This is a genomic window from Mycobacterium heckeshornense (genome assembly GCF_016592155.1).
In the GTDB taxonomy this organism is placed as follows: Bacteria; Actinomycetota; Actinomycetes; order Mycobacteriales; family Mycobacteriaceae; genus Mycobacterium; species Mycobacterium heckeshornense.
Genome location: NZ_AP024237.1, coordinates 2,514,473 through 2,540,304, shown reverse-complemented (window position 1 = coordinate 2,540,304; position 25,832 = coordinate 2,514,473). Strand labels below are relative to the sequence as shown.

General features: G+C 65.1%; 29 protein-coding genes, 1 tRNA gene and 1 pseudogene. 26 read left to right on the top strand and 5 right to left on the bottom strand.

Annotated features, from left to right (window positions below; all coding sequences use genetic code 11):
• The first annotated feature begins 16 nt into the window (after positions 1-16).
• The 5 genes from steA to xerD all read left to right on the top strand — a co-directional run bounded on the left by steA (position 17) and on the right by xerD (position 5,602).
• Positions 17-1,198: a putative cytokinetic ring protein SteA gene (steA, locus tag MHEC_RS12165; RefSeq protein ID WP_048893567.1), complete on the top strand. Its 1,182-nt coding sequence runs from the start codon at positions 17-19 to the stop codon at positions 1,196-1,198.
• Positions 1,199-1,209: 11 nt separating this feature from the next.
• Positions 1,210-2,154, top strand: coding sequence for a copper transporter (locus MHEC_RS12160; RefSeq protein WP_048893568.1), 945 nt, complete (start codon positions 1,210-1,212; stop codon positions 2,152-2,154).
• A 130-nt stretch (positions 2,155-2,284) separates the two neighbouring features.
• Entirely contained in the window at positions 2,285-4,042 is a 1,758-nt protein-coding gene (locus MHEC_RS12155) for a CTP synthase (RefSeq protein ID WP_048893578.1), read from the top strand.
• Positions 4,035-4,658, top strand: a complete 624-nt coding sequence (locus tag MHEC_RS12150) for an NUDIX domain-containing protein (RefSeq protein ID WP_048893569.1) — start codon at positions 4,035-4,037, stop codon at positions 4,656-4,658. Before MHEC_RS12155 ends, MHEC_RS12150 begins: the two co-directional genes overlap by 8 nt.
• Positions 4,655-5,602 (top strand): site-specific tyrosine recombinase XerD, encoded by a 948-nt coding sequence (xerD, locus tag MHEC_RS12145; protein ID WP_048893570.1) that lies wholly within the window; start codon positions 4,655-4,657, stop codon positions 5,600-5,602. Before MHEC_RS12150 ends, xerD begins: the two co-directional genes overlap by 4 nt.
• Positions 5,603-5,620: 18 nt before the next feature.
• Here xerD and MHEC_RS12140 read toward each other — a convergent pair whose 3' ends face one another.
• Positions 5,621-6,373 (bottom strand): O-methyltransferase, encoded by a 753-nt coding sequence (locus tag MHEC_RS12140; protein ID WP_048893571.1) that lies wholly within the window; start codon positions 6,371-6,373, stop codon positions 5,621-5,623.
• 231 nt (positions 6,374-6,604) lie between these two features.
• Between MHEC_RS12140 and MHEC_RS12135 the strand changes: the two genes are divergently transcribed.
• The 6 genes from MHEC_RS12135 to der are packed head-to-tail and all read left to right on the top strand — an operon-like array spanning position 6,605 to position 11,842.
• Positions 6,605-7,471 (top strand): ParA family protein, encoded by an 867-nt coding sequence (locus MHEC_RS12135; RefSeq protein WP_048893572.1) that lies wholly within the window; start codon positions 6,605-6,607, stop codon positions 7,469-7,471.
• A complete protein-coding gene (locus MHEC_RS12130; protein ID WP_048893573.1) occupies positions 7,468-8,301 on the top strand; it encodes a segregation/condensation protein A in 834 nt (277 codons plus the stop codon). The genes MHEC_RS12135 and MHEC_RS12130 overlap by 4 nt, the downstream gene beginning before the upstream one ends.
• A gap of 49 nt (positions 8,302-8,350) precedes the next feature.
• A complete protein-coding gene (gene scpB / locus MHEC_RS12125; protein WP_372507354.1) occupies positions 8,351-9,046 on the top strand; it encodes an SMC-Scp complex subunit ScpB in 696 nt (231 codons plus the stop codon).
• The gene (locus MHEC_RS12120) at positions 9,046-9,783 is read left to right on the top strand and encodes a pseudouridine synthase (RefSeq protein WP_048893575.1); all 738 of its coding nucleotides are present in this window, start codon (positions 9,046-9,048) and stop codon (positions 9,781-9,783) included. The genes scpB and MHEC_RS12120 overlap by 1 nt, the downstream gene beginning before the upstream one ends.
• A complete protein-coding gene (gene cmk, locus MHEC_RS12115) occupies positions 9,780-10,463 on the top strand; it encodes a (d)CMP kinase (RefSeq protein ID WP_048893576.1) in 684 nt (227 codons plus the stop codon). The genes MHEC_RS12120 and cmk overlap by 4 nt, the downstream gene beginning before the upstream one ends.
• Complete coding sequence (der, locus tag MHEC_RS12110; RefSeq protein ID WP_048893577.1) at positions 10,460-11,842, top strand: ribosome biogenesis GTPase Der; 1,383 nt, start codon at positions 10,460-10,462, stop codon at positions 11,840-11,842. The genes cmk and der overlap by 4 nt, the downstream gene beginning before the upstream one ends.
• Positions 11,843-11,943: 101 nt before the next feature.
• Here der and MHEC_RS12105 read toward each other — a convergent pair whose 3' ends face one another.
• Positions 11,944-13,314 carry an HNH endonuclease signature motif containing protein gene (locus MHEC_RS12105; protein ID WP_201399508.1) on the bottom strand — a complete coding sequence of 457 codons (1,371 nt, stop codon included), beginning with the start codon at positions 13,312-13,314 and terminating at the stop codon, positions 11,944-11,946.
• A gap of 171 nt (positions 13,315-13,485) precedes the next feature.
• Here MHEC_RS12105 and MHEC_RS12100 point away from each other — a divergent pair.
• A tRNA-Pro gene (locus MHEC_RS12100) sits at positions 13,486-13,559 on the top strand.
• A 98-nt stretch (positions 13,560-13,657) separates the two neighbouring features.
• Here the strand turns inward: MHEC_RS12100 and MHEC_RS12095 are convergent.
• Positions 13,658-14,845, bottom strand: coding sequence for a tyrosine-type recombinase/integrase (locus tag MHEC_RS12095; RefSeq protein ID WP_048893762.1), 1,188 nt, complete (start codon positions 14,843-14,845; stop codon positions 13,658-13,660).
• A gap of 175 nt (positions 14,846-15,020) precedes the next feature.
• On the opposite strand from MHEC_RS12095, the gene MHEC_RS12090 reads away from it, so the two are divergent.
• From MHEC_RS12090 to MHEC_RS24210, 12 genes and pseudogenes are all read left to right on the top strand, one after another.
• Positions 15,021-15,230, top strand: coding sequence for a helix-turn-helix domain-containing protein (locus tag MHEC_RS12090; RefSeq protein WP_048893764.1), 210 nt, complete (start codon positions 15,021-15,023; stop codon positions 15,228-15,230).
• A gap of 61 nt (positions 15,231-15,291) precedes the next feature.
• Positions 15,292-16,611 (top strand): DNA primase family protein, encoded by a 1,320-nt coding sequence (locus MHEC_RS12085; protein WP_048893761.1) that lies wholly within the window; start codon positions 15,292-15,294, stop codon positions 16,609-16,611.
• Positions 16,571-16,894, top strand: coding sequence for a hypothetical protein (locus MHEC_RS24220; RefSeq protein WP_048893760.1), 324 nt, complete (start codon positions 16,571-16,573; stop codon positions 16,892-16,894). Before MHEC_RS12085 ends, MHEC_RS24220 begins: the two co-directional genes overlap by 41 nt.
• A gap of 64 nt (positions 16,895-16,958) precedes the next feature.
• Positions 16,959-17,156, top strand: a pseudogene (locus MHEC_RS25190) (zinc finger domain-containing protein); the annotation flags it as partial.
• Between the two features lie 15 nt (positions 17,157-17,171).
• Positions 17,172-17,351, top strand: coding sequence for a hypothetical protein (locus MHEC_RS12080; protein WP_048893759.1), 180 nt, complete (start codon positions 17,172-17,174; stop codon positions 17,349-17,351).
• The gene (locus tag MHEC_RS12075) at positions 17,342-17,722 is read left to right on the top strand and encodes a hypothetical protein (RefSeq protein ID WP_142358647.1); all 381 of its coding nucleotides are present in this window, start codon (positions 17,342-17,344) and stop codon (positions 17,720-17,722) included. Before MHEC_RS12080 ends, MHEC_RS12075 begins: the two co-directional genes overlap by 10 nt.
• Positions 17,719-18,096, top strand: a complete 378-nt coding sequence (locus MHEC_RS12070; RefSeq protein WP_048893757.1) for a hypothetical protein — start codon at positions 17,719-17,721, stop codon at positions 18,094-18,096. The genes MHEC_RS12075 and MHEC_RS12070 overlap by 4 nt, the downstream gene beginning before the upstream one ends.
• Positions 18,097-18,100: 4 nt before the next feature.
• Positions 18,101-18,328, top strand: a complete 228-nt coding sequence (locus MHEC_RS12065) for a hypothetical protein (protein WP_048893756.1) — start codon at positions 18,101-18,103, stop codon at positions 18,326-18,328.
• 402 nt (positions 18,329-18,730) lie between these two features.
• Positions 18,731-19,111 (top strand): hypothetical protein, encoded by a 381-nt coding sequence (locus tag MHEC_RS12055; protein WP_142358646.1) that lies wholly within the window; start codon positions 18,731-18,733, stop codon positions 19,109-19,111.
• A 585-nt stretch (positions 19,112-19,696) separates the two neighbouring features.
• Positions 19,697-20,062 carry a terminase gene (locus MHEC_RS12050; RefSeq protein WP_048893752.1) on the top strand — a complete coding sequence of 122 codons (366 nt, stop codon included), beginning with the start codon at positions 19,697-19,699 and terminating at the stop codon, positions 20,060-20,062.
• Between the two features lie 231 nt (positions 20,063-20,293).
• Positions 20,294-20,998, top strand: coding sequence for a transposase family protein (locus tag MHEC_RS24215; RefSeq protein WP_236591486.1), 705 nt, complete (start codon positions 20,294-20,296; stop codon positions 20,996-20,998).
• 27 nt (positions 20,999-21,025) lie between these two features.
• Positions 21,026-21,481 (top strand): transposase, encoded by a 456-nt coding sequence (locus MHEC_RS24210; RefSeq protein ID WP_236591485.1) that lies wholly within the window; start codon positions 21,026-21,028, stop codon positions 21,479-21,481.
• Here MHEC_RS24210 and MHEC_RS12040 read toward each other — a convergent pair.
• A complete protein-coding gene (locus MHEC_RS12040; RefSeq protein WP_420830355.1) occupies positions 21,478-22,995 on the bottom strand; it encodes an IS1634 family transposase in 1,518 nt (505 codons plus the stop codon). The two genes, MHEC_RS24210 and MHEC_RS12040, sit on opposite strands and share 4 nt — an antisense overlap.
• 87 nt (positions 22,996-23,082) lie before the next feature.
• Here MHEC_RS12040 and MHEC_RS12035 point away from each other — a divergent pair, with 87 nt between their 5' ends.
• On the top strand, positions 23,083-23,259 hold the full coding sequence (locus tag MHEC_RS12035; protein WP_269098375.1) for a transposase: 177 nt from the start codon (positions 23,083-23,085) through the stop codon (positions 23,257-23,259).
• 202 nt (positions 23,260-23,461) lie between these two features.
• On the opposite strand, the gene MHEC_RS12030 is transcribed toward MHEC_RS12035, so the two are convergent.
• Positions 23,462-24,949 (bottom strand): ATP-dependent nuclease, encoded by a 1,488-nt coding sequence (locus MHEC_RS12030; protein WP_048893072.1) that lies wholly within the window; start codon positions 24,947-24,949, stop codon positions 23,462-23,464.
• Between the two features lie 188 nt (positions 24,950-25,137).
• Between MHEC_RS12030 and MHEC_RS12025 the strand changes: the two genes are divergently transcribed.
• Entirely contained in the window at positions 25,138-25,761 is a 624-nt protein-coding gene (locus tag MHEC_RS12025; RefSeq protein WP_082169993.1) for an HNH endonuclease, read from the top strand.
• Positions 25,762-25,832: the final 71 nt, after the last annotated feature.

Below are 25,832 nucleotides of genomic sequence, written 5' to 3'. Positions count from 1 at the left end.
CCGACAGAATCGGCCCATGAAGATGTCTGCCCTGCTGTCTCGTAATGCCGACCGGCCCGGCGTCGTCGGCACCGCCCGGGTCGACCGTGATATCGACCGGCTACTGCGCCGTGTGGGTCCTGGTGACATCGTTGTTCTTGACGTGCTCGATCTGGACCGAGTGACCGCCGATGCGCTCGTGGAAGCCGAAATTGCCGGTGTCGTCAACGCGTCCCCGTCGGTGTCCGGGCGTTATCCCAACCTTGGCCCGGAGGTGCTGGTGGCCAACGGGGTCACCCTGATCGACGAGACGGGTCCGGAGGTCTTCAAGAAAGTCAAGGATGGCGCCAAGGTCCGGCTCTACAACGGCGGCGTGTACTCCGGTGACCGCCGGCTCATTCGCGGCACCGAACGTACCGACCACGACATCGCCGACCTGATGCATGAAGCGAAAAGCGGGCTCGTCGCCCACCTGGAGGCTTTCGCGGGCAACACGATTGAGTTCATCCGCAGCGAAAGCCCGTTGTTGATCGATGGCATCGGGATTCCCGACATCGACGTCGACCTGCGCCGCCGCCACGTGGTGGTGGTGTCCGACGAGCCGGGCGCCGCCGATGATGTGAAGGCGCTCAAGCCGTTCATCAAGGAATATCAGCCGGTGCTGATCGGTGTCGGTGCCGGGGCAGACGTGTTGCGCAAGGCGGGATATCGTCCCCAGATCATTGTCGGCGACCCCGAGCAGATGAGCGCCGAAGTCCTCAAATGCGGCGCCCAGGTCGTGCTGCCCGCCGATGCCGACGGGCATGCGCCGGGTCTGGAACGCATTCAAGATCTCGGCGTGGGGGCGATGACGTTCCCGGCCGCCGGCTCGGCCACCGACCTGGCGCTGCTACTGGCCGACCACCACGGCGCGGCTCTCTTGGTGACCGCCGGACACACCGCCAACATCGAGACGTTCTTCGACCGAACCCGCGTGGCCAGCAACCCGTCGACGTTTCTTACCAGGCTGCGAGTGGGCGAGAAGCTGGTCGACGCGAAGGCGGTCGCCACGCTGTATCGCAGCCACATGTCCGGTGGCGCCGTGGCGCTTCTAGTGCTGACCATGCTGATCGCCGTCATCGCCGTGCTGTGGGTATCGCGCGCCGATGCCGCGGTGATGCATTGGGTCGTCGAGTACTGGAACCGCTTGTCCGTTTGGGTGCAAGGCCGGCTCACCTAAACGGCGCTAAAGTGATATCTCTACGCCACCATGCGATTTCGCTGGCTGCGGTGTTTGTAGCGCTGGCGCTCGGGGTCGTGTTGGGGTCCGGGCTGCTGTCTGACACGGTGTTGTCCGGTTTGCGGGCGGAGAAGCGAGATTTGCACGCCCAGATCGATACGCTTAACGACCAGAAGAATGCACTTAATGAGAAACTCAGCGCAGCAAATGATTTCGCAGCCCAGATGGCCGGACGGGTGGTGCACGACGCGCTGGCGGGCAAGTCGGTGGTTGTGTTTCGCACACCCGACGCCAGAGACGACGACGTGGAAGCGGTGTCGAAGCTGATGGGTCAGGCCGGAGGCGTGGTCACCGGAACTGTGCGACTTACACAGGAATTCGTCGACGCCAACTCCGCGGAAAAGCTGCGTTCTGTCGTTAACTCGTCGATTGTGCCCGCCGGCGCACAGCTGAGCACCAAGTTCGTCGATCAAGGTTCACAGGCCGGTGATTTGCTCGGTATCGCGTTACTGATCAACCGTGATCCCGCGGTCCCCGCCGTGGACGACGCCCAGCGAGACGTGGTGCTGGCGGCTTTGCGCGACACCGGCTTCATCGCCTACCCCTCCGACACGCATATCGGTGCGGCGAACGCGGCCGTGGTCATCACCGGCGGCGCACTCGGCGAGGACGCCGGAAACCAGGGCGTGAGCGCGGCGCGATTCGCTGCCGCGCTGGCGCCACACGGTTCGGGTGCCGTGTTGGCCGGTCGGGACGGATCGGCCAGCGGAACGGCCGCCGTTGCCGTGACCCGCGCCGATCCCGGCATGTCGTCAGCGATTACCACCGTCGACGACATTGACGCCGAGCCGGGCCGGATCACAGTGGTCCTGGGGTTGCACGAGCTGATCAACGGCGGTCACACCGGCCAGTACGGAATCGGCCATGGTGCCACGTCGCTGACCGTCGCACAGTAGCGGCGCTCCCCGGGCGTGTTAGCGACGGTGCGACGCCGTCGGTGTTAGGGTGGATGTCCGTGGGTCGGCAGGCCCAGTGCGTGACAGCACACACAGCGTAGTCCTGCCCGTCTTCACGGAGGTGGCTATCGTGCGCAAGCACCCGCAGACCGCCACCAAGCACCTCTTCGTCAGCGGCGGCGTGGTTTCCTCCCTCGGCAAGGGGCTGACCGCCAGTAGTCTGGGTCAATTGCTCACTGCCCGCGGATTGCATGTGACCATGCAAAAACTCGATCCCTACCTCAACGTCGACCCGGGCACCATGAACCCGTTCCAGCACGGGGAGGTTTTCGTCACTGAGGACGGTGCCGAAACAGACCTCGACGTCGGTCACTACGAACGATTCCTCGACCGCGACCTGTCCGGATCAGCGAATGTCACTACGGGACAGGTGTATTCGACAGTCATAGCGAAAGAACGTCGCGGCGAGTACCTCGGCGACACGGTCCAAGTGATCCCGCATATCACCGATGAAATCAAACGGCGCATCCTGGCCATGGCTCAGCCCGACGCCGACGGCAATCGCCCGGACGTAGTGATCACCGAAATCGGCGGAACTGTCGGCGATATCGAATCGCAGCCTTTTCTGGAAGCGGCCCGGCAGGTCCGCCACGACCTAGGCCGGGAGAACGTTTTCTTTCTGCATGTGTCGCTAGTGCCCTATCTGGCGCCCTCGGGCGAGCTGAAGACCAAACCTACCCAACACTCGGTGGCCGCCCTGCGCAGCATCGGTATCACTCCGGACGCGCTGATCCTGCGCTGCGACCGCGATGTTCCCGAACCCCTGAAAAACAAGATCGCATTGATGTGTGACGTCGACATCGACGGCGTGATCTCCACCCCGGATGCTCCATCGATCTACGACATTCCGAAGGTTTTACACCGCGAAGAGCTCGACGCGTTCGTGGTGCGCCGACTCAACCTGCCGTTCCGGGACGTCGACTGGACCGAATGGGACGACTTGCTTCGCAGGGTTCACGAGCCGCAAGAAACCGTGCGAATCGCATTGGTAGGTAAGTACGTTGACCTTTCCGACGCCTACCTGTCGGTGACCGAAGCGTTGCGCGCCGGCGGATTCAAGCACCGTGCAAAGGTAGAAATGCGCTGGGTGGCGTCCGACGACTGCGAAGAGCCCGGCGGCGCAGCGGCGGCGTTGAACGACGTGCATGGGGTGCTGATCCCCGGGGGATTCGGCATCCGCGGCATCGAAGGCAAGATCGGCGCGATCCGGTACGCGCGGACCAGAGGTTTACCGGTGCTGGGGCTTTGCCTCGGGTTGCAGTGTATCGTGATCGAAGCCGCCCGCTCGGTCGGTCTCACCGAAGCCAATTCAGCCGAATTCGACCCCGCCACCCCCTACCCGGTTATTTCGACCATGGCCGACCAGACAGATATCGTCGCAGGCGAGGCGGATCTGGGCGGCACCATGCGGCTAGGCGCCTATCCGGCTGTGCTGGAACCTGATTCGATTGTCGCGCGAGCGTACCAGACTACACAGGTCTCTGAACGGCACCGGCACCGCTACGAGGTCAATAACGCTTACCGCGAGAAAATCGCCGAGAGCGGGCTGCGATTCTGTGGTACCTCGCCCGACGGCCATCTGGTGGAGTTTGTCGAATACCCGCCGGAGGTCCATCCGTTCGTCGTCGGCACTCAAGCGCACCCGGAGTTGAAAAGCCGTCCAACGCGGCCGCATCCGCTGTTCGTCGCGTTCGTCGGTGCGGCAATCGAGTACAAGGCCGCCGAACGGCTGCCGGTGGAGATCCCCGAGCAGCGGCCCAACGGCAACGAACCTCGAACCGGCGTCGGGCAGCCGCTACCCGAACCCCAGCCCGTCGCCCGTGGCTGACCACGTCTTCGAGACGATATCGTCCGAAATTCTGCATACCGGGAAAATTTTTGCGCTCCGCAAAGATCAGGTGCTGATGCCGGGCGGCAAGGTGGTGAACCGCGAGGTGGTCGAGCACTACGGCGCTGTCGGCGTCGTCGCGCTGGACGATGACGACAACATCCCGATGGTTTATCAGTACCGGCATCCGTTCGGGCGCCGGCTGTGGGAGCTGCCGGCCGGGCTGCTCGACATCCACGGTGAGCCACCACATCTCACAGCCGCTCGGGAGCTGCGGGAAGAGGCCGGGCTTGAGGCGAACACGTGGCAGGTGCTGGTCGACCTGGACTCCACGCCGGGTTTCAGCGACGAGTCTGTGCGGGTCTATCTGGCCACCGGTCTGACCGACGTCGGTCGACCGGAAGGCCATGACGAAGAAGCCGACATGACGCTGCACTGGTATCCACTGACCGAAGCGGTACGACGGGTGTTCAGCGGGGAAATCGTCAATGCCCTTGCCGTGTCCGGGATTTTGGCCGCAGCCGCAGTGCGCAGCGGCATCGCGCAGCCTCGGCCGGTGGACGCGCCATGGGTCGATCGACCGACAGCGTTCGCCGCGCGCCGTAGCGGGCAATGACCACGTTGGCGCCGCCGGTGATGACGCAGGTGCAGGGCTACCTCGACCATCTGACGATCGAGCGGGGTGTGGCCGCCAATACGCTGAGTTCGTATCGCCGCGACCTTCGTCGTTACTGCGAGCACCTGGCAATGCGCGGGATTGATGACCTGGCCAAGGTCAGTGAGGACGATGTGAGCGAATTTTTGGTGGCATTGCGGCGTGGTGATCCCGAGGCCGGGGCGGCGCCGCTCTCGGCGGTGTCAGCGGCGCGGGCCTTGATCGCGGTGCGTGGCCTGCACCGGTTCGCCGCCGCCGAAGGGCTGACCGACGTGGACGTGGCGCGCGAGGTCAAACCGCCGACCCCGGGGCGTCGGCTGCCCAAGAGTTTGACCATCGACGAGGTGTTCGCACTGCTGGCGGCGGCGGGCGGCGACAGCCCGTCGGACGGCCCGTTGACACTGCGTAACCGGGCGCTGCTGGAGTTCTTGTACTCCACCGGCTCCCGGATCTCCGAAGCTGTCGGGCTTGATGTCGACGACGTCGATATGCATGCCAGGTCGGTGCTGCTGCGCGGCAAGGGCGGCAAGCAGCGGCTGGTGCCGGTCGGGCGTCCCGCGGTGGAGGCGCTGGAGGCCTACCTGGTGCGCGGACGCCCCGAACTGGCCCGGCGGGGCCGCGGGATACCCAGCATGTTCCTCAACGCACGCGGTGGGCGGTTGTCGCGGCAAAGCGCGTGGCAAGTATTGCAGGACGCGGCCGAACGCGCCGGCATCACCGCACATGTATCGCCGCACACGCTGCGACATTCCTTTGCGACTCACCTGCTCGACGGGGGTGCCGACGTTCGCGTGGTGCAGGAGTTGCTGGGGCACGCCTCGGTCACGACAACCCAGATCTACACGCTGGTGACTGTGCATGCTCTGCGCGAAGTGTGGGCCGGTGCGCACCCACGGGCACGCTAGCGCTGCGTGGCGCGGTGGTCAGCCCAGGTATTCCGACTCCAGCACGAGATCGGATATCAGCGTCTGGTACTCCACGTGTGCCTTGTGCTCGACGGTGTCCCACAGCTTGCCCTGCTGCGCTCGCATGTAGGCGCGATATTTGGGCGCGCCGGGGACCCTGACGTTGTCGGCGACGACAATCGAACCTCGGTGCAACCAGCCCCGGTCGAGGATGCTCCGCAGGTCGGGCAGGTAGGCGTTCTTGTCGTGGTCGAGGAACAGGAAGTCCAGGGCGCCGGCGGTGAAGCCGTGTTCGGTGGCCAGCGCGTCAAGTGTCCGCCCCCCGTCGCCGATGGTGCCGACCACACAGGTCACCCGGTCACCGACACCGGCATGCGCCCAGATCTGCCGGGCGTTGACGGCGTTGGCTTCGGCGAGTTCGACCGAGTACACCTTGGCGGCGGGCGCAGCACGGGCAATCCGTAGCGCACCGTATCCGCAGTAGGTGCCGAGCTCGAGGGCGAGCCTGGGGTCGGCACGCCGGACCGCCGCGTCCAGCAGTGCCCCCTTCTCCGGGCCTACGTTGATCAGCATCGACTTCTCGTAGGCGAACCGGTCGAGGGTGGCCAGCACGTCGTCGACATCACCCGCGCGGGCGTTTGTCAGCACATATTCGACGGCTGCGGCCTCGCGTCCGTCGCCGATCTGGCCCGTGGTGAGGATGTTGCGGTTACCGGTCGCCATCCGCCACACCGACCACCGCAAGAACGGGACACGCTGCTTGAGGGTCATGGCCGACACGATAGCTGCGTGGCTCGAGTATCGGCTGCGTACCTTGGCTACCGGTTTCCCGGCGCAGGCGCGTTAAGCCGTTAGACTTTCCTGCGATGTTCGCCGCTAGCCTGTCCGTCACCAGCCCGGTACCGCTCGTTGTCTCTGAGCGGTCGATGACAAGCCGCGGCAGGGCATGACCCGCGGCGACCACGACGGCGCCGGGGTAGCCGGGATCGAGGATTGGCGCCCATGACCGACGACGCCGACAACGGTGGCGCAGGAATAGGCCTCACCGGACGGCCGCCCCGGGTGATTCCCGACCCCAAACCCCGTACTTCGCACGGTCCGGCAAAGGTCGTCGCAATGTGTAACCAGAAGGGCGGTGTCGGCAAGACCACATCCGTCATCAACCTGGGCGCCGCGCTGGCCGACTACGGGCGCCGCGTGCTGCTGGTGGACATGGACCCGCAGGGCGCACTCTCGGCTGGACTCGGTGTGCCGCACTACGAGTTGGCGAGCACCATCCACAACTTGCTGGTCGAGCCGCGGGTGTCGATCGACGACGTGCTGATCCATACCCGCGTCAAGCACATGGACCTGGTGCCGAGCAACATCGATCTGTCGGCCGCCGAGATTCAGCTGGTCAATGAGGTGGGTCGCGAGCAGACCCTGGCGCGGGCGCTGCATCCAGTGCTCGACCGCTACGACTATGTGCTGATCGATTGCCAGCCGTCCCTGGGGCTGCTCACCGTCAACGGCCTGGCATGCTCCGACGGCGTGGTAATCCCCACCGAATGCGAATATTTCGCGCTGCGCGGGCTGGCCCTGCTCACGGATACCGTCGATAAGGTGCGCGATCGGCTCAACCCGAAGCTGGAAATCACCGGGATCCTGATCACCCGCTATGACCCGCGCACGGTCAACGCCCGTGAAGTCATGGCCCGCGTCGTGGAACGGTTCGGCGACCTCGTGTTTGACACCGTCATCACTCGGACAGTGCGCTTCCCGGAGACCAGTGTCGCCGGCGAACCCATTACCTCCTGGGCGCCCAAGTCGAGCGGCGCCGAGGCTTATCGCTCGCTGGCCCGCGAGGTCATCGACCGCTTCGGCGCGTGAACGATCGCCTGGAGTTCGACGTCTCCCCCCAGAACGGCTTTCAGGTCCGGCTCACGAACTTCGAGGGGCCGTTCGACCTGTTGCTGCAACTGATCTTCGCGCACCGGCTCGACGTGACCGAAGTGGCGCTGCATCAGGTCACCGACGAATTCATCGCCTACACCCGTGCGATCGGACCCGACCTCGAGCTGGAAGAGACCACCGCGTTCCTGGTGGTCGCCGCGACGCTGCTCGACCTCAAGGCTGCGCGGCTGCTGCCCGCCGGACAGGTCGAAGACCAGGAGGACTTGGCGCTGCTGGAGGTCCGTGACCTGCTGTTCGCCCGGCTCCTGCAATACCGCGCGTTCAAGCACGTCGCCCAGATGTTCGCCGAGCTGGAGGCGGCCGCGTTGCGCAGCTATCCGCGTGCGGTGTCGCTGGAGGACCGGTTCGCAAACTTGCTGCCCGAGGTTCTGCTCGGTGTCGACGCCGAGAGGTTTGCCCAGATCGCTGCGGTCGCGTTAGCGCCGCGGGCGGCGCCGGTGGTGGCCACCGAGCATCTGCACCACCCGACGGTCTCGGTGCCCCAGCAGGCCGAGCAGCTGCTGGACCTGCTGGAAGCGCGGGGTGTCGGCGTCTGGGCGTCGTTTTCCGAGCTGGTCGCCGACTGCGGGGCGCCGATCGAGATCGTTGGCCGATTCCTGGCGCTGCTCGAACTGTACCGGGCCGGAGCGGTAGCATTCGACCAGGCAGAACCGCTTGGTGTGCTCCAGGTTTCATGGACCGGAGAACGGCCGACCAGCCAAGACTTGGTGAAAGCACAGCCGCCGGACACGCAAGACCAACCATGACCCGCGCCGTCGGCACGACAGAGCAATGCGATGAGGAGGAACGGCACCGGTGAACGGGGAAATGCCCGAGCCCGACTTGGGTCTCGACGTCCCTGGCCTGGAGCCGTCGCCGCAACTCGACGACGACGAGCTGGGCCGGGTGCTCGAGGCGCTGCTGTTGGTGGTGGACACCCCGGTGACGGTGGAGACGCTCGCCGCGGTCACCGAGCAACCGGTGTACCGGGTCGCCGCCAAGCTGCGGCTGATGGCCGACGAACTGGCCGAACGCGATAGCGGTATCGATCTGCGCGAGGCGGGCGGGGGATGGCGCATGTATACCCGCGCCCGGTTCGCGCCCTATGTCGAGCGGCTGCTGCTCGACGGTTCACGGACCAAGCTGACCCGAGCCGCTTTGGAGACCCTGGCGGTGGTGGCCTATCGACAGCCGGTGACCCGGGCGCGGGTCAGCGCCGTCCGCGGCGTCAACGTCGACGCCGTCATGCGCACGCTGCTGGCGCGCGGGCTGATCACCGAGGCGGGCACCGATCCCGACACCGGCGCGACGACCTTCGCCACCACCGAACTGTTCTTGGAGCGACTGGGACTGTCATCGCTGGGCGAGCTCCCTGACATCGCGCCGCTGCTGCCCGACGTCGACACCATTGACGACATCAGCGAATCTCTCGACGCCGAGCCACGTTTCGTCAAACTCGGTGGCGGCCCGGCTTCTGAGCAGCCCACATCGTTCGACACGGACGAGGAGTGATGGCTGAGGGCGTCCGGCTGCAAAAACTGTTGTCGCAGGCGGGGATTGCGTCGCGGCGCGCGGCTGAGAAGATGATCACCGACGGGCGCGTCGAGGTTGATGGGCAGCTGGTCAAGGAATTGGGCACCCGGGTCGACCCGGACGCATCGGTGGTCCGCGTCGACGGCGCTCGGGTGATTGTCGACGAGTCGCTGGTGTATCTGGCGTTGAACAAGCCGCGCGGTATGCACTCGACGATGTCGGATGATCGCGGGCGTCCGTGCATCGGAGACTTGATCGCGCATCGGGTGCGCGGCAAGAAGAACCTCTTTCACGTCGGTCGGCTCGACGCCGACAGTGAGGGGTTGATCCTGTTGACCAACGACGGTGAGCTGGCACATCGGTTGATGCACCCCTCCTATGCCGTGCCCAAGACGTATCTGGCAACAGTGGCCGGGACGGTGCCGCGCGCGCTGGGCAAGAAACTACGCGCCGGCGTCGAGCTGGACGACGGTAGCGTTGCGGTGGACGATTTCGCTGTGGTGGACGCGGTTCCGGGCAAAACCCTGGTGCGGGTCAGCTTGCACGAAGGGCGCAAACGCATTGTGCGCCGGTTGCTGGCAGCTGCGGGGTTTCCGGTGCAGGCGCTGGTGCGCACCGATATCGGCCCGGTATCGCTGGGCAACCAGCGGCCGGGCAGTATCCGGGCGTTGGGCCGCAACGAAGTTGGGAAACTGTACAAAGCGGTGGGCCTGTGAGCCCGGTCGTGGTCACCGTCGATGGTCCGGCTGGAACCGGAAAGTCTTCTGTCTCAAGGGGACTAGCGCGGGCATTGGGCGCCCGATATCTGGACACCGGTGCGATGTACAGGATTGTGACTCTGGCAGTGCTGCGCGCTGGCATCGACCCCTCTGACGAAGCGGCTGTGGGCGACCTGGCGGCGAGCGTGCAGCTGTCCGTGGGGTATGACCCTGATGTCGATCGCTGTTATCTTGGCGCAGAAGATGTTTCGGTTGAAATCCGCGGTGATGAAGTCACCAGGGCGGTATCCGCGGTGTCGTCTGTTCCGGCTGTGCGTTCCCGGCTGGTAGGTCTACAACGCGAGCTGGCTGCTGGGCCGTCGAGCATCGTGGTAGAGGGCCGCGACGTCGGGACGGTGGTATTGCCTGATGCGGACGTGAAGATCTTTCTGACCGCGTCGGCGGAGACCAGGGCGCAGCGGCGCAATGACCAGAACATTGCCGCAGGTTTGTCCGACGACTACGACAGTGTGCTCGCCGATGTGCGCCGCCGTGACCACCTCGATTCAACCCGCGCGGTGTCGCCGCTGCGGGCGGCCGCCGACGCCGTCGTCGTCGACACCAGCGAGATGACCGAGACCGAGGTGATCGCTCATCTGCTGGAGTTGGTCAAGCAGCGCAGCGAGGCGGTGCGATGAGCCAGGACGGTACCTGGAGCGACGAAAGCGACTGGGAGCTCGAGGAAGTCGCTGCCGAGGCGCCGCCCGTGGTGGCGGTGGTGGGCCGGCCGAACGTGGGCAAGTCCACGTTGGTCAACCGGATCCTGGGTCGCCGCGAAGCGGTCGTGCAAGACGTGCCCGGCGTGACCCGAGACCGGGTTTCCTACGACGCGCTGTGGACCGGCCGGCGGTTCGTCGTGCAAGACACCGGCGGGTGGGAGCCGGACGCGAAGGGGCTGCAGCAGTTGGTGGCCGAGCAGGCGGCGGTGGCGATGCGCACCGCCGACGCGGTGATCCTGGTGGTGGACGCGGTGGTGGGCGCGACAGCGGGGGATGAGGCGGCCGCTCGTATCCTGCGCCGCTCGGGGAAGCCAGTCTTTTTGGCGGCCAACAAAGTTGACAGCGATAAGGGAGAGGCCGACGCGGCGGCGCTGTGGTCGTTGGGGCTGGGCCAGCCTTACGCGATCAGCGCGATGCACGGGCGAGGTGTTGCCGAGCTTCTGGACGAGGTGGTGGCCGCATTGCCTGAGGTAGCCGAGACGGCGTCGGCAGGCGGCGGGCCGCGGCGGGTGGCGCTGGTGGGCAAACCCAACGTCGGCAAGAGCTCGCTGCTGAATCGGCTGGCCGGCGATCAGCTGGCGGTGGTGCATGAGGTCGGCGGCACCACCGTCGATCCGGTGGATTCGCTGATCGAGCTGGACGGCAAGGTGTGGCGGTTCGTCGACACGGCCGGTCTGCGCCGCAAAGTCGGCCAGGCCAGGGGGCACGAGTACTACGCGTCGGTGCGCACGCATGGGGCAATCGATGCCGCAGAGGTGGTGATCGTGCTGATCGACGCCTCCGTGCCATTGACCGAGCAGGACCAGCGGATCGTGTCGATGGTTATCGAGGCCGGCCGGGCATTGGTGCTGGCCTTCAATAAGTGGGACCTGGTCGACGAGGATCGGCGCGAGCTGTTGGAACGCGAGATCGACCGGGAACTGGTGCAACTGCGCTGGGCGCAGCGGGTCAATATTTCCGCCAAGACCGGTCGGGCAGTGCAGAAGCTGGTACCGGCGCTGGAAAAGGCGCTGGCGTCGTGGGACACCCGGGTTCCCACTGGCCGATTGAACGCGTGGCTGAAGGACGTGATCGCCGCGACACCGCCGCCGGTGCGAGGCGGCAGGCAGCCGCGCATCCTGTTCGCCACACAGGCCTCCGCCCGCCCGCCCACATTCGTGTTGTTCACCACCGGGTTCCTGGAGGCTGGGTACCGGCGGTTCCTGGAACGACGGCTGCGTGAGGCGTTCGGCTTCGAGGGCAGCCCGATCCGGATCAACGTACGCGTGCGGGAGAAGCTGGGTGCACGCCCACGCTGACTGCCTGGTGCCTGCTACGGGCGCCGGCCATGGCCCAGCGCGCTCCGCGCGACGATTGTCGTAGTTGGCCCGAATTAACTGCCACTGACCCTCTAGTCCACTCAGCGGGTGTCGGGGTCGTTGTCGAAGAACCGTTCGGGGTGGTGGTAGTTGTTGGTTTGGGGTTGGCCGTGGTCGAGGTGGGGTGGGGGGATCCAGTGGGTTTGGCCGTTGGTGTTTTTGATGGTGCGCCAGCCCTGCTCGGCGAGGGTGTGGTCGGGTTGGCAGGCCAGAGTCAATTTGTCGATGTTGGTGTGCCCGCCGCGGGCCCAGTTGTCGGTGTGGTGGACTTCGCACCAGTAGCCGGGCATATCGCAGCCGGGTGCTGTGCAGCCGCGGTCTTTGGCATACAACACCACCCGCTGATCGGGTGAGGCGATGCGTTTGGTGCGCCCGAGATAGAGGGGGCGGTTGTCGTGGTCGTCGAAGACGGCCAGATAGTGGTGGGCGTGGCTGGCCATGCGGATCAGGTCGCGCATCGGCAATAGCGTTCCGCCGCCGGTGAGGGCATGCCCGGCGGCGGCGGTCAACTCCTTGAGTGTGGTGGACACGATCACGGTGACGGGCAATCCGTTGTGTGTTCCAAGGTTGGGGTCGCCGAGCTGGCCGCGTACCAGCGCGTTGAGGGCGTCGTGTTGGCGTTGGGCGTGGGTGCGCAGGTCCTTGCCCGCTGCTTCGTGGTTGGGTGTGCCGTTGGTGCAGGGGGTTTGGTCGTCGGGGTTGCACATGCCCGGGGCGGCGAAGCGGGCCAGCCAGGCATCGAGGTGGGCGCGTAGTTCGGGGGAGGCGACGAGTTTGCCGATGCTCATTCCGTCGCGGCGTTGCCCGCACCAGGTGAAGCCGCGCTGGCGGGCCCGATCAGTGTCGGAGAATTTGCCGTCGGGATTGATCAGCACCGCATAGCGCTGGGCCAGCTTGTCGAGCTGGTCGGGGCGCAGCTGGGTGGCGTGCTCGGCCAGGAATCGTTCGGCCTCCACCACCACGGGTAGCGGGGTGATGTCGGGCAGCTCGTGCACAAAGGTCTGGATGACCCGCAGGTGCTGCTCGTCGAGTAGCCCCGATCGCCACGCCGCGGCGGTGGCCGGCAGCTGCGGGGGCAGCGTTTGTCCGGTGAGTGTGCGGCCAGGGGCGAGTTGTTCGGCGTTGCGGATGCGCCGGCGCGCCTCGGCGCAGCTGATGCGCAGCCAGTCGGCGATCACCTTGTGGGGCGCCCCACCGATGGCCGCGAACTCCTCTGTGGCCAGGCTTGCGATCAGGTCGTGGCTGGCCACCGCCTGCTGGCGCCTCGAGTCCTCCAGGTGCTCTAACGCCCGCAGCCGCACCGCCGGCTCATAGCGGTGGAAGTCCAACTCGCGAACCCGCGCCACCGCCACATCCAAGGCGTCCAACGCCGCAGTCACCTCCGGCGGAGCACCCACGCAAGTCGAACCCATGTTCGAGATCCTATCGGCGATGACCGACATTGATCACCGTGCAAGCTGTCCGCTGTGGATGAACCCCGAACTGTGGACAAACCCGAACCTGGTCGCCCGGTTGGGGATTGCGGCGATAGCCGCGTTCTCGGGTAGGCTTTCGACCTGCCGCCGATACAGCGACGGCGACACCGGGCTGTGGCGCAGTTTGGTAGCGCACTTGACTGGGGGTCAAGTGGTCGCAGGTTCAAATCCTGTCAGCCCGACCGAAGTTTTCGCAGGTAAGAGGCGGTCTCGCGGAATTGCGAGGCTGCAATTTTTGTACCCGTAGGGGGTATAGATGGCAACGCGGAGGCAACGCGCCTCAAATCCCGAGGGCGCTGCTGAGTCCGTCGACAGCGGCCCGCGCCGCATCGTCGCTGGTGTGCCCGTAGACGTCGCCGGTGACCGCGATCGAGCTGTGCCCCAGCAGGTCGGCCACCGCCTTGATGTGCACCCCGGCCTCAAGCCAGGCGACGGCCGCGGAGTGCCGCAGCGTATGCACGCCGACACCGTCGACCTTGGCCGCTTTGGCGGCGACCTCGACGACGCGCAGCAGATTTCGCGGGTCGACCGGCCCGCCCAGCTCGGTCGTGAACACCAGGCCGCTGTCGCGCCACTGATTGCCCGCGCGGAGGCGTTCGGCGGCCTGCGTCGCCTTGTGCTTGCGGAGCACTTCCACGACGGCCGGCGCAAGCGGCACCGTGCGCCGTGATCGGGCCGTCTTGGGCTCGCTCACTACGAGCTGGCCGCCAACGCGCCCGATCGTCGCTGCCACCTTGAGCAGCCCGGCGTCGAGGTCAACCCGGTCCCACGTCAGCGCCAGCACCTCGCCGCGCCGCAGCCCGGTCGCCGCGATCAACACCACCGCCGTGTGATAGCGCGACTCGGCCGCGTGCTTGAGCACGGCGGCGGCGGCATCGGGGTCGGGGTGCCTCGCCTCGGTGCGTGCGACGCCGGGCCGCTTCACCGCGGCGGCCGGATTCTTGGCGAGGAGACCGTCGCGCACTGCGCCGTCGAGCCCGGCCCGCAGAACTGTGTAGGTCTGGCGAATCGTTGAGTCGGACAGCGCACGCCGCACTTCCTCGCCCTCAGTGCGCGGAGGCTTTGTCTTGGCACGCAACGCCAACACCAGCGTCTCGACGTCGCTGGGCTTGAGCTTGTCGAGTCGGATCGCACCGAACGGCTCAGGCTCAAGGTGCCGCCGTGACAGATTCGAGTACAGCTCGCGTGTCGCCTGTTTGCGGTCGCTGGCCGCCAACGTCGTTGCGCGCCAGTGCGCCAGCCACGCCCCGACGGGCATCTTGGCGTCGCGGGCCGGCGCGCCCGACTCGATGCGTTCGCGCACCTTGCGCAGTTTGTTGCGGACCTCGGCGCGCGTGGGTGCATAAACGCGCACGCGCTTGGTCTCGCCGTTGTCGTCGTGGTAGGGGAGTGCGCCCACGTATCCCGCCGGGCGGCCGTTCCGCATCCGCTTGTAAATCGAGCCCTCGCCGTTTGCGTTGCGCGCCATCGCCCGCCCTTTCGTTGTGATCTGTGTCACCTGGGATAAGTGGTCATCGCGTATCCGCACCGTACACGAGATGGCACCCGGCATGACTCAAGGCGCTGACGACACGTGTCGCCATAGCTTCAAGCAAGTTCGCGAAAACCGGCGAATCACAACGCGAGACAAGGGACAGAAGCACATGGACAAGGACAACAGCGACCACCAGCCGCTCCTCCTGTCGGTAACCGATGCGAGGCGGCGGCTCGGCGGCATTGGCGTCACGAAGATTTACGACCTGTTCAAACGCGGCGAGCTCGTCAAGGTCAACATCGGCCGCCGCGGGTTTGTGACCACGAAATCAATTGAGGCATATGTCGATCGGATCACCGAAGCCGCGACGCAGCCATAAGTTCCCCCGACGGCTGTGCCGTGACCGCGAAGGACCAACGAAAGCAACGAAGAGAGTACCGATGAACGACTCGGAAACCCCGCACGTCATCACATTCGACGACGTCGAGGCATCCCTCCAACTACGAGACTTCGAATACCGCAAGCTAACTCGTGCAAAGCGGCTCATCGCGCAGTGCCCCGCCTGCCTAGACGGCGGTGGCAGCGACGCCCTAACACTCACCGTGCTGAGCCGCTCGGGATACGTCGCCCTCCACTGCGATAACGGCTGCGTACCCCTGGAGGTCGTCGACGCGCTGAAACTCGACGGGCTGCTGCGCGCCCCGCGCTCGCGGGACGACCTGGCAGCGCAGCACGGTCGCCAAGTGCGGATCGCCTATCTATTCGCAGAGCAGTCCTCGGGCAAGGCAATTCACGCTCACGGCCTCGGCTGGTTCTATTGGAGCGGCCGGCGGTGGGTTGAGGATGGCGGCGACAAGCGCGTGCGCGAGTACGTGCTGCGCACCCTGCGCGCCGCGCTAAACGATTCGCTCGGCGACCCCGAGCTGCGCAAGGCCGTCGCCGGGTGTGAGACCGCGAACGGCATTGACGGCGTGCTGCGCATAGCTGCCGCCCTGCCCGAGTTCCGCGTCGAGGTCGAGGAGCTCGACTCAGACCCGCACCTGCTGAACTGCGCCAACGGGACGCTAGACCTGCGGGAGTTGGCGCTGCGCAGCCACAATCCCGACGACCTGCTCACCCAGATCACCGAGGCGTCATATGACGACACCGCCGCGGGGGCGACGTGGGAAGCGTTTTTAGAGGAGGTGCTGCCCAACGACGACGTCCGCGAGTACCCGCGTCGCGTCGTCGGCATGGCGCTGCTCGGCCGGGTCGAGCAGCACATTCTGCCGATCCTCACCGGAGTCGGCGCCAACGGGAAATCGACCCTCATCGCCGCGGTGCTCTACGCGCTCGGCAGCTACGCGATGACCGCTGACCCGCACCTGTTCACTGCCGGGCAGACCAGCAGTATCGGGCAGGTCGACCTGCGAGGCAGGCGCATCGCCGTCGTGAGCGAAACCGACAAGGGCGCCAAGCTCGCCGAGGAGACCGTTAAGCGGCTCACCGGCGGTGATCGGATCAAGGCCCGCAAGCTGTATCAGTATTGGGTCGACTTCGACCCGAGCCACACGGTGTTTATGGTGACCAACCATCCGCCGCAGGTGACAGGCGACGATGAGGCCCTCTGGCGGCGGCTCCGCGTGATCCGCTTCGACGTGGTCGTGGCCGCCCGAGCGTCGCGACGGCGACCTGGCCGACAAGCTCAAGCTCGACGCCGAGGCGATCCTCGCGTGGGCGGTGCAAGGGCTCGCCGACTATCAGATCGAGGGCCTGGATGAGCCCGACGAGGTGATGGTTGCCACCGCGGATTACCGGCGCAAGTCGGATCATTTGGGGCGCTTCATTTCTGAGTGCTGCACGACGGCTAGCCCTGTGTCGAAGGTCAAGGCGCGGGCGCTGTTCGAGGCGTGGCTGGCGTGGGCCGCCGCGGAGGGCTGCGAGGCGATGGGCCGCAACAGCTTTAACGAGGCGGTCGCCAAGCGCGACGGCGTCAGGCTGACGAAAAGCAACGGCGAGCGTTGGTTTCAGGGCATCGCGCTGGCAATCGAAACCGATGACTAAGCCGCAGGTCAGGGCGATTTAGTGTCGTTAGTGTCTTTTCAAACAAAACCCTTCACGCGCGCGTATGAGGGGTTTAGTTCAGAAAGGCACTAATGGCACTGTCGACCGAAACACAGCAGCTCAAAGCAACTTTCGAGGAGACAGGACAGTGTCGGATTACACCAGCTATGCGCTCAGCGTGCCCTGCCCAGCCTGCGCAGCACCGCGGGGGCGCACGTGCACAACGAAAACGAAGCCCTACCACAACGTCCGAGCGAGCGCCGGAATCAAGCGGGCCGTGCGCGCCACCTACGAGGAGCACGAGCGTGCGATGCAGGCGCTCGGGTCGGTGCGCGCCGACATTGCTGCCGGGCGCGAACCGAAGTATCGCGAAATCAGTTCGGTGCTGGCATGCGCCTGCGAGGAGTGCCTGCGCGGCAATGTCGAGCTGGCGATGGAGCTGCTGCCGTGGCTGTGAACTCAGGCGGTGGCACACCGCAGCAAAACGCCGGCGAAGCGGCAAAACCGCTGGCAGAGACCGAAATTAGCGCCGGCTCGGCAAACGCTTTCGATGCGCTTGTCGGGATCGTCAGCCGTATCGACAAGGGTCCGGTCGAGCACCTGCAAGAGCGCCGCGACCGCGACCGGACCGCCTGGATCGGCTCGCCCACCTTCAAACGCCCGCCGTCGCACGCGGAAAGAACCTTCATTTCGCCGCTGTGCGACGAACGCGGCTCAGATGGGCATTGGACGCTCGTCGACCTCAGCGGCGGCGTGTGGTGCCGGTCGTGGCCGAGCGTTGCGTACCAGACACGGCGTGACTCGTTCAATCCGCGGGGGCAGCGGTGAACCTCGACAACGACGAAATCCGCGCGGCCTGTTGGGTGTTCAACACCTTCATGCGTGAGCGCCGGATCGCCGGACGTCCTTACCCACGGGAGGTGTCGAAGTTGTTCGACCGGCTCACGCGCGAGTATCAAACCCCGTCGCAATCGCGACACGCCGGTCGGATCGAGCGAGAAGAATTGCGAGCTGTGAGCGCGCGCATCGGCACCCGCCTGGCGGCCGAAATCCTTGGCTGGTCGACGCGCACCGTTCAACGCCACGCGGAGGACCTCGGCGGCGAAATCGTCGGCAACGGCTGGTCATTCCGCGAGGTGGAAGTGCTCGCATACGCGCGCCGTACGAACCTAGCGGCGGCACAAGAGGATTGGACAGCATGACAGCATGAGCGAACTAGACCCCCAGGCCGAGCAGCAGCTGGCCGATATGTCGGCCGAGGAGTTCGACCTCCTCATCGCACGCGTACGCCCACCCGACGAGCCCGCCGACCCGCGCGAGCGCGCCGCCAAGGCTTTGCGCAACCTGCGCGGCGTCGACCGCAAAACCGGCACCACAAAAGAGCAAGCGGCGGCTGCCCTGCGGCAGTACAGCGCCGGGTCACGTGATAGCTGAGGGAGACAACGAAACTCATGGCATGGAATAGCCGCGACGGCGCCCCCTACAGCCTGCGCACCATCCTGAAACAACTCGACGACCGTGGTATCGAGCTGCCCGACACCGTCACCGATAAGGTCGCCCGGCTTGCGCGCATTGAGGCCGAGCGCCCGGCCGAGCCCGAGCATACCGCCCTACGCGATGCGATCCTCGCCGGGGCCGACCGCGCCGAGCTGGACGGGCTGCTCCTCGACGAGCTGGGCTCGCAACGGCTGCGCAGCTCCTACGCGCAGGCGATCCTGACAGCCGCCAGCAGCGCCCTCTCGGCACTCCGCAAGGCGCGCGACGAAATCCACCCGCGGCTCGCGGAACTGGCCGACGACGCCATCACCAAGCTGCGCCGGATCGAGGCGCTTGGCAGTGTGTCGCTCGACCAGCTCGTGCGCACCGGCCGCCACGAGGAGGCCCGCCTACGCCGACCGCGAGCTAATCGGCGCCGAGCTGCACACCCTCTACGAAATCAGGGATCTGTATCTCGTGCCCGGCGGCGTCGACGCCCTCAACGTCGGACACTTCAACTGCGGCCAGTGGCGCGATCCGACCACGGTCTCAAACCACTTGCACGGCCAGACTGTCAGCGAGAACTACATCCTCGGGCTGCGCGCCGGTGGTGTGCTCTGGTACCCCACCCTCGACGAAGCCGTCGAGGCGGCTGGGCCGCTCTATGAGGCTTGGGAGCGCGAAGCCCGCAAAGCCGCTGAACGTCAACGCAGCGTCGGCGGCACCACGGCGTTCGGGTAACGCGATGGCACAGCGTCTTTCGTACTCGTGCACAGAGTGCAATCGGCCCGTCGGTGTGATGTCGTCGGCGCCGTTCACCTGTCCGCGCACAGGTCGGTTCGCGCAGCCGCACACGTCGATCCGTCGCCGCACGCCGGCGACAACGATCGGGACGCGCGAGCTGCGAGAGCGCAAACTGCTCGCGCAGCTTGAGCTTGAGCGCGACCGCGCCCGGCGCAGAGGCGCCGCACCGCACCGCAGCCGTGGGCAACGCGCTGGCCGCTAAAGACATGACGAATGGCGACGGCGTCGGCCTGCGTCCCCTCCTTTCGCGCGAATAGGCAAAGGGCCGCCGTAGTTTTGCGGTACCTGCGCCGAGCCCCGTCGCACACAGCGGCCCCGCTGCGTCCTCAGCCAGCGCAGCGCGGGCCGCTGCCCAAACCACCCCCGGCCGACACTCGCTGCGCCACTGCAACGCTAGCGACGGCGCGACAGGCTGCCCTCGACCTGGGGAGGGGCCTCCGACCTGCGGGTTTTCGCCTCTCGCGGCATAGGCGCTTGCGTTTATCCGAGATCTGAACCGGATCGCCCTATTGAGGAGTCAACATGTCGCAGAAGCCACGCCCGTCGGCGCCCGACGGCCTGCGGGAGTCGGGCCGTCGGCTGTGGGACACGACAGTCGGCGAGTACGAGCTGGCCGTGCACGAGGAGGGCCTGCTGTTGCAAGCCTGCCGCACAGTCGACGCGCTCGACGCTCTGCAGGCTGCGCTCGATGCCGACGGCCCGCTGATCAATAGCCCGCAAGGCCGCAAGGCAAATCCGGCACTACCCGAGCTGCGCCAGCAGCGCATCGCCTACGCCCGGCTGATCGCGGCGCTCGGCCTGCCCACCGGCGTTGACGACGACAACCAGCCCAAGGCACAACGGCGGTCGACTCGGGGCGTCTACGGCATCGCCGGCGTCGTGTCGTGAGGCGCCGGACCGGCCTGACTGTGCCGCCGCCCGAACTGATGACACCGCCACCGACGCCCTATCCGATGCCGCTGGGCAATCCGGCGGCGGGCCTACTGCTATGGCGGCTCTTCAATTTTAAAGGGGCAGTTGTGATTTCGCTCTCATAGGGCGTGTCGTTGCATGGGGAGGCCCTCGGCCTTCTGAAGTCTGAAGTTTGCGGATTTCAGGCGGAAGAAGGGACCGAGGGCCGTGTCTGACGGTACGACATTGTTGTTTGGGTTGCCAGGAGTACGGGTTGAGCGTGTCGAGCGGGACGTCGACGGGACCCGTGTGGTTCATGTGGTCACCGCCGACGAAGCGGCGGCGGCGTGCCCGGGGTGTGGGGTGGTGTCCAGGTCGGTGAAGGAGCTGGTGAGCACCTCGCCGCGCGATATTCCCTATGGTGAGGACCCGATCACGGTGCGCTGGCACAAGACCCGCTGGCGCTGCCGGGAGGACTACTGCGAGAAGTCCTCGTTCACAGAGGCCATCGCGCAGGTGCCGGCGCGGGCCCGGGCCACCACACGGTTGCGTACCGCGATCGGTGCGGCGATCGGCGATGCCGGGCGGGCGGTGGCCGAGGTCGCGGCCGCCCACGGGGTATCCTGGCCGACCGCGCACCGCGCGTTCGTCGCGCACGCCGAGGAACGGCTATGCGAACCCGCGCCGGTGGCAGTGCTCGGTATCGACGAGACCCGCCGCGGCAAACCCCGCTGGGAGCAGTGCGCCACGACAGGGCGGTGGGTGCGGGTTGACCCGTGGGACACCGGATTCGTCGATTTAGCCGGAGATCAGGGCTTGTTGGGGCAGCGCGAGGGCCGCACCGGTGCTGCGGTGATCGACTGGCTGGCCGAGCACAGCCAGGAGTTCCGCGAGGCCGTTCAGTTCGTGGCGATCGACCCGGCCGCGGTCTAGGCCACGGCGATCCGCACACCGGGGTTGTTGCCCAATGCCACGGTGGTGGTCGATCACTTCCACCTGGTGAAACTCGGCAACGATGCGTTGACCAAGGTGCGCCGCCGGGTGACCTGGGATCTGCGGGATCGCCGCGGCGGCAAACTCGACCCGGAATGGGCCCACCGCCGGCGCCTGCTGACCGCGTGGGAACGCTTGTCGGACAAGAATTTCGCCACGATGTGGAACGCGATCGTGGCCGAAGACGACACCGGCCAGATCCTGTCGGCGTGGATCGCCAAGGAAGAACTGCGCACCCTGCTGTCCACCGTGCACGCCGGCGGCGATGCGCACCTGACCCGGTATCGGCTGCACCGCTTCCTGGCGTGGTGCATCGACTCGCAGATCCCTGAGCTGCTCACCCTGGCCGCCACCGTCGACACCTGGTGGCCCGAGATCAACGCCTTCATCGCCACCGGTATCACCCGACTTGGGCCAAATTAGTGCGCACCGTCGGTGCGGATCTTGGCGAGTGCTTCGGCGAGGTCGTCGGGTAGGGCGTCGGCGGCGGTGAGGATTTGTCGTCCGGCGCGAATCTGCACGGTGCGGTAGCGGCGTGCGGTGCGGACGAATTTCTTGATGCTCCAGCCGGTTTGGCGTTCGATCCAGTGCGATACAGCCATGGCGGCGAACACGACGCTGAGGTGCGCCTCGATCGAGTCGCGAGTGCGGTGGTAGATCGGGCGAGCTTGAAGGTCATGCTTGGACATTCGGAAGGCCTTCTCGATGCGCCACAGCTGGTGGTAGGCGTCGATGACGAACTGCGCGGGTTGTTCGACCAAGTTGGTGGTGTAGCCCTTCCAGCCGGCCAGCGCACGGGTCTTGGCCTCCAAGGCGCGGTTGACCGATTTGGTCGCACCGCTGAGTTGGATGTAGCGGTTGCGCTTGACCGGGGCATGCCCATCCACGGCGCGCTGGGCCTTGGCGATCTGCTCGTCGATGCCGCGCAGGGTGCGCCGGGCCCGGTCATGTCGGTACTGGTAGTAGATGACCCGATCCGGGATACCGCGGGCTTTCTCCGCTGAGGTGGCCGGCCACGGCTGGGTTAACACCAACCCGTCCGGGATGACCTCGTCCGGGTGCTTAGCGCGCCATTCGGCGATCACGTTGGGCAGCAATGAGATCCGGGTTCCCAGAATGAACGACAACCCCGCGGCCTGCAGGGCGACCTGGTTGGCTTCAGAGATCATCCCGGCATCAGCGACCACGGTGACCTCGCTCAAGCGGTGGGCGGTCTTGAACGCGTTGATCACCGGCAACATGGTCGCGGTCTCGGCCTTGTTGCCCTCGAAGGCAGCCACTGTCAGCGGGAACCCAGTCGCATCGGTCAACAAACCCAGGGTGATCTGTGGATCGAGTCGACGTTCCTTGGAAAACCCGGGCTCGCGAAACCCATCAACGGCATCGGTTTCAAAGTGCAGGGTGCTCACGTCGTAAAGCACCAGGCTGGCCGGACCCAACGCAGCGTGCGCTGCACATGCAGCCGAAAGTGCCTGCCGGAATTCGGGTTTGGCGAAGATCGGCAGCCGCCGCTTCACCGTCCGATAGGCCGGCGAATCCACCCCGGTCTCCGAAAGCACCCGCAGCGCATCGACCTTGCTGGTCGGTTCGATGATTCGGGCGCCCACCAGGTCCCGAAACACCTCATCTCCATCGGTGGCGGCATCAAAGCCCAGCACCCGATAGGCATGACACAACGCCTCCCACAGGTGCTCAGAACAGGAGGCCACGATCTCCAGCGGCCGGCCACCGCCGGCAGCGGCCTGCTCGAGTCCCAGGTCCAGGCTCTGCTGACCGGCAGCCACGCGCTGAGCCGCAGCCGCCTTGAGCGCCTCCAGCTGGGCCTCACTGTGCGCCGAGCCGAGGTGCTCAATCTGGCGCGATCCCCGCCGCGAAGACCACACGATCTGCACCGCGGTTGCTCCCGAGGCCGTCTTCACCGTGCGCACATACGCCACCAGCGCACACTAAAGAACTTCAATTAGTGCAGACCTTCCGACCCGCCGCGACCGAAAACCCCAGCTCAGCGACTCGCAACCACCCCGATCCTCCAAAAGTGGCCCAAGTCAGGTATCACCAACGCCCGCACCGAGGGCTACAACCGGCTCGTCAAACAGGTCAAACGCGCCGCGTGCGGGTTCCGGAATCAAGACAATTCGGCACGCCGGATACGATTTCACTGCACCCGCAAACAGCGGGCCGCAACCCAGACGTCATGCTGATTGCCCGGTCAAAATCGAAGAGCCGCTATGGCGGGCTGCGTATGACCAGTGGCGGGCCGACCGTACCGCCTGGGTTGCCGGCGGTGGCGAGTGGCCCGGCGGCGAGAAGCAGCGCGAGCTACAGGAGGCGTTCGCGATGCCCGACGAGCCGTGGGACGAGCCAATTCCGTGGCATCCACAGTATTGACCTGGCAAGCAAACGTTAAGGCACCATTGGCAATAGGTCGCGAAATGGCGCAACAAGTTGGTGAATCTCTTCGGGGAACTCTTGCGCCCAAATGGCCAGAAACGCCGTCGCCACAATCTGGCCAGCCGTAAAGTCAAGATCTTCGCCTATTTGCTCCCACATCACATGTATATCGTGATTCGTCAGCATTCTCGACTTGATGACCTCCTTCACGCGCTCTTGCTGGCAAGCAGGTAGCTGCATTGAAACCGTAAGACGTGCAGCGACCGCATCGAGACGGCTGACCACACGATCAAAAATGTATTGTTCTGGATCGCCACTCCCAGGAAGCAGGAAAATCCGCTTCTCAGCGTCCGCGTGAGCGGATTTATCGCCATCCAGTACACAAATAGACGGAAATGTCGAGGTGGGATCCAAATTATGTTGTTCATTAACGCTGATCGCCGGACCAGCGCCGCCCATTCCATGAATCTTGACAGCGGACAATTCGACTTTGGGCAAGTACCTCAGCGCGGTGGTCATCAATAGCACGGCATAGGTGTCCTCCACAAAGACTGCCAATCGTGCATCGATCTGCCCAGTAATGGTGCGAAGGGCCGCGATGTCCAATTTTCCTTGGAGAACCTCTCCATTGTATGCGGCCCATATTGCTCGTGACGGAAGTGGAGCGAGAGCATCATTCGAGTGTGTCGTGAAGATGACTTGATATGACTTCCTGTCTGCGACTTCGATCAGATACTCGACCATACGCTGCGTCGCGACGGGGTGAAGCCCGTTCTCGATCTCCTCGATAAGGATTAGACAGTTTTCTGAAGCATTTTCAATGCCCGTAACGATTCGAATGACGCTCGCCTCACCGGCGCCGAAGTGAAACTCGGAGTATTCGGCGCCATCATGCGTCTGACCGGCGTATAGGCTGATTTTTTCGGAACGATCAATAAATAGCTGGTGAAATCCTTCGACAGGCTTTCCTAGTATTCGAGCTACGTTCTCCGCGACTATTTCGGTTAACGCGGACTCTTTGTAAGCTGAGAACTTTCCCCCGACCGCTTTAACTAATTCGCGCCGCTCGGTGGCTGGAACCGTCCGCTCGACGCCGAATATTAGCACTTCTCGTTCGACAGCGGTGCGATTCCATTTAGCTTTGAGATAGCTGGCTGTGCGCGGGACTGGTAGCCTTGGATTGATATCCCTATCTATCAACTGATACTCGACAGTCCAGTCCTTCATGCTGCTGTCGTACTTTCCGCTTTTCGCGAAAAATCGCCTCGGAGGGACCTCGCGATAAATTAGACCTGCGGCGCCAAGAATTGTAGTCTTGCCTCCACCATTCGGGCCCACTAATGCAGTAACTGGGAAATCGAATGTCACTTCGCGGTCTGTAAAGCCGCGGACGCGCTTGAGGACTAGTCGACTCAAGTATTTCTTGTAGCTTCCTTTGGCCACCTTATTCTCAAGCGCGTTGATTGTACTATCGCGGATCTCACTCTTGAACTCGCTCACTTCTTCACCACCCAAAACACGATGCCAGAGCGCGATTGCCGGGCCAACGATACTGTGTGCCGGCCGCGGCGTGTGGTTGCGGTCAGCGCAACTTCGGTCGCTTACGATCCTGCGTGTGCTTGTGCCCGGAGAAGTGATTTCCTACCTGGACATGTGCCGTGAGGAAGGCGTCAACCTACAAGCGTGGCATGAACTTCGGCACCAGCGGCCGGCTCAGCATCATCTTGATGAGCCGCCGGCCTGGCGCACCTCGCGACGATCGAATCGAAGAGGACGGTCGTGTCCTTATCTACGAAGGCCACGACAGGCCACAAACCCGGGGCGGTCCGGACCCGAAGACGCTCGACCAGCCTGAGCGCGGGCCAGGAGGCACGCTAACCCAGAACGGATTATTCCTGCAGGCTGCGTCACAACACCGCGAGCTGGGGATGCCGCCGGAGCGCGTTCGCGTGTACGAAAAAATGCGCACCGGCATCTGGACATTCAACGGCACGTTCAGGCTTGTAGATGGCTGGCGGGAAGAGTCCAACGAGCGATTGGTGTTCAAATTTCGGCTCGAGGTCGATCCAGATGCGACGCCGCTTGTCGACTCGCGCGAGCCGCGTCTAGAGCAGAACCGACTCATTCCAACGGACGTGAAGCTGGCCGTGTGGAAGCGGGACGAAGGCAAGTGTGTCGAGTGCGGAAGCACCGACAACTTGCACTTCGACCACATCATCCCGTACTCGCGCGGCGGCTCCTCGCTCGTAGCCCAGAACATCCAGTTGATGTGTGCGCGGCACAATTTGGCGAAGCACGACAAGATCCAGTGACGCGACCGCGTGGATGGCAACGCGGATGGCAACGCGGCTCATTTTGGGGGTTTTCGCCCGCCTTCGCCCAC

Excerpts from the sequence above, each read along its gene's own strand:
- steA (WP_048893567.1), top strand. The coding sequence starts at position 17 with ATGAAGATGTCTGCCCTGCTGTCTCGTAATGCCGACCGGCCCGGCGTC.
- xerD (WP_048893570.1), top strand. The coding sequence starts at position 4,655 with ATGACCACGTTGGCGCCGCCGGTGATGACGCAGGTGCAGGGCTACCTC.
- MHEC_RS12140 (WP_048893571.1), bottom strand. The coding sequence starts at position 6,373 with ATGACCCTCAAGCAGCGTGTCCCGTTCTTGCGGTGGTCGGTGTGGCGG.
- MHEC_RS12135 (WP_048893572.1), top strand. The coding sequence starts at position 6,605 with ATGACCGACGACGCCGACAACGGTGGCGCAGGAATAGGCCTCACCGGA.
- MHEC_RS12120 (WP_048893575.1), top strand. The coding sequence starts at position 9,046 with ATGGCTGAGGGCGTCCGGCTGCAAAAACTGTTGTCGCAGGCGGGGATT.
- der (WP_048893577.1), top strand. The coding sequence starts at position 10,460 with ATGAGCCAGGACGGTACCTGGAGCGACGAAAGCGACTGGGAGCTCGAG.
- MHEC_RS12105 (WP_201399508.1), bottom strand. The coding sequence starts at position 13,314 with ATGGGTTCGACTTGCGTGGGTGCTCCGCCGGAGGTGACTGCGGCGTTG.
- MHEC_RS12095 (WP_048893762.1), bottom strand. The coding sequence starts at position 14,845 with ATGGCGCGCAACGCAAACGGCGAGGGCTCGATTTACAAGCGGATGCGG.
- MHEC_RS12090 (WP_048893764.1), top strand. The coding sequence starts at position 15,021 with ATGGACAAGGACAACAGCGACCACCAGCCGCTCCTCCTGTCGGTAACC.
- MHEC_RS12085 (WP_048893761.1), top strand. The coding sequence starts at position 15,292 with ATGAACGACTCGGAAACCCCGCACGTCATCACATTCGACGACGTCGAG.
- MHEC_RS12065 (WP_048893756.1), top strand. The coding sequence starts at position 18,101 with ATGAGCGAACTAGACCCCCAGGCCGAGCAGCAGCTGGCCGATATGTCG.
- MHEC_RS12050 (WP_048893752.1), top strand. The coding sequence starts at position 19,697 with ATGTCGCAGAAGCCACGCCCGTCGGCGCCCGACGGCCTGCGGGAGTCG.
- MHEC_RS12025 (WP_082169993.1), top strand. The coding sequence starts at position 25,138 with ATGAACTTCGGCACCAGCGGCCGGCTCAGCATCATCTTGATGAGCCGC.